Raw genomic sequence first — 1,964 nt, 5'->3', positions numbered from 1 at the left:
TCAGGCCGCCTCCTTGTGGATACCGCATGCTCCGGTGATACCGCACGGGCAACGAGCCGTCAGCCCCTACGACTCCACGAGTTCAACCTCAGTAGTCACGCGGCTGGGTGACGCCGGGCCAGCGGGAGTGCGGTGACGGGCATGCTCGGCGCAGATGGTGTTCGACGACGACAGCCCGGCTTCACTGCGCCCGTACGGACGGTCTGGGAATTCCGGAACGAGCGCGAACGCCGAGGCTGACGCCCAGCGGCGCCTCGTCGGGAAATGTCTGCTCTGTCCGTGACGGTGCGTGGCCTTGTGGTCGTGAGCGGCGGACCGTGCGGCCCTGTTTCCGTGGGTGGCTTGGCCCGTGTTGCCGAAGGTGAAGTACGGCAAGGCGGTCAACCGGCCTTCGATCCGGCTCGGCCAGAGGGAGTCGCCGGGGTGGGGCGGGTCTGGCACCTCTGACGTCGCGGGGTCTCGGTGGCGTACGCATGTACTCTCCGAGGCTCCATTGGATAGCTTTCTTGGGGCTGACGGCGAAGGGCCGCTCGTTCACGAGCGGCCCTTCGCCGTGTGCACGGAGTGGCGTACATCGCCTCGGGGATCAATCAGGACGTGGTTAGCGGTAAGGAACGATCTTGCTCACTAGCACAGTGATCGCCCGGCCCGCTCGACCTTGGCCGAAGATCGTATGAGGTGTTCGGCTGGGTGATGCTGCGTTCGTGATCGAATGGCCGGTCCGTATACGGCACGAAACGGCGCTCCGGGGGCTGAAGGAAGCATGGGGGCGGCGGCTCTCGCCAGACATGGCAGCCCACGCCTGCGATCCCATTTACCCACCGAACGCACCGTTGTCTGGACACGGGTACGCCGACGGGCAGAGGCGTTCGAGCATAGGTCCCATCCGCTGACGCGGTTCCTGAAACCACGGTTTCCCCGAGTCCCTGCAACCGCTCTGGCCGGGGCAAAGATTGGCGTGTTCACGCTGGTATGGGAGGGATGTCGGCAGCTCATACTGTGGTCCGGACCAGCCAGGCGTGTCGGCCGGTCGGCATACGACAACGGCGCGCCGGGCTGAGCCGTCGCGCCCACGATTTCGAGGAGACTCTCGTATGAGCGGATTACGGATGACCGGACGTCTCAGATCGCTGGCCCTCGTCCTGGCTGCGGGCGTGTTCATGGTCGTCAGTCTGTCCAGTACGGCGGTGTACGCGACGGAAGCCGCCCCGGCGAGCGTCGAACCGCAGCTCGGCATCCGGTTCAACCCCGACGGCGATGCGGGCCAGTGCGGCGGGAGGACCGGGGAGCAGTGGGCCGCCTCGCCGAACTGGACGCAGGCCATCCGCTTCGACACCGATGACCGCCCCGGCGGCTGCCAGCTGGCGTTCGGCGTCTACGACCCGGACCGGGTCCTCACGGGCTCCACCATCACCTATCAACTCAGCCGCAGCACCGGCGGTGTAGGCCAGTGCGGGAACAACGTGCTTCCCAACAAGTTGCCGATACTGCCGGTCCCTGCGTTCGGAGCGCCGGTCAGAGTCGACACCGACGGCCAGCCGGGCTGGTGCAACCTCACCTTCAGCGTGACGGGCAACCTCGTCCTCGAAGTTCAGCTCTATGCCGACGGTGACGCGGGCCAGTGCGAGGACGCCGCGCCCTTCACCCACTATGCCTTCGACGGCACTCCAGTCACAGTGAAGATCGACACCGACAACCGCGCCGGCGGCTGCCAGTTCCTGCTGCGCCTGCAGCACTTCTAGCACTCAGTACACCCGGTTCCGTGCCATGCGAGCGGTGCGGCGCTCCTCCGGGACTCAGATGCCGGGCCGCATGCTCCGTCGCGGTCCGGCATCTGTGCCGGCCTCATGACGCTCTGACCGGCAGAGCCCTAGCTTGATCTTTAACGTTCGGCGTCGAATGGCAGGTCGAACTTGATCACTCGGTCCGGTAACTGCCGTACGTGGAAGCGGCCTTCGTCTGAA

At 66.1% G+C, this 1,964-nt stretch carries 1 protein-coding gene; it reads left to right on the top strand.

The features are described from left to right. Positions 1-1,094: 1,094 nt before the first annotated feature. Entirely contained in the window at positions 1,095-1,742 is a 648-nt protein-coding gene (locus tag ACFTZC_RS41900; RefSeq protein ID WP_382899357.1) for a hypothetical protein, read from the top strand. The last annotated feature ends 222 nt before the right edge of the window (positions 1,743-1,964 follow it).

The organism is Streptomyces sp. NPDC056987, assembly GCF_042673865.1.
Classification (GTDB): Bacteria; Actinomycetota; Actinomycetes; order Streptomycetales; family Streptomycetaceae; genus Streptomyces.
Note: the sequence above shows the minus strand (reverse complement) of the source record. Positions and strands in the feature narration are given on the sequence as shown.

Bases quoted from the DNA above. Each gene is read 5' to 3' on its own strand.
- ACFTZC_RS41900 (WP_382899357.1), top strand. From the start codon at position 1,095: ATGAGCGGATTACGGATGACCGGACGTCTCAGATCGCTGGCCCTCGTC.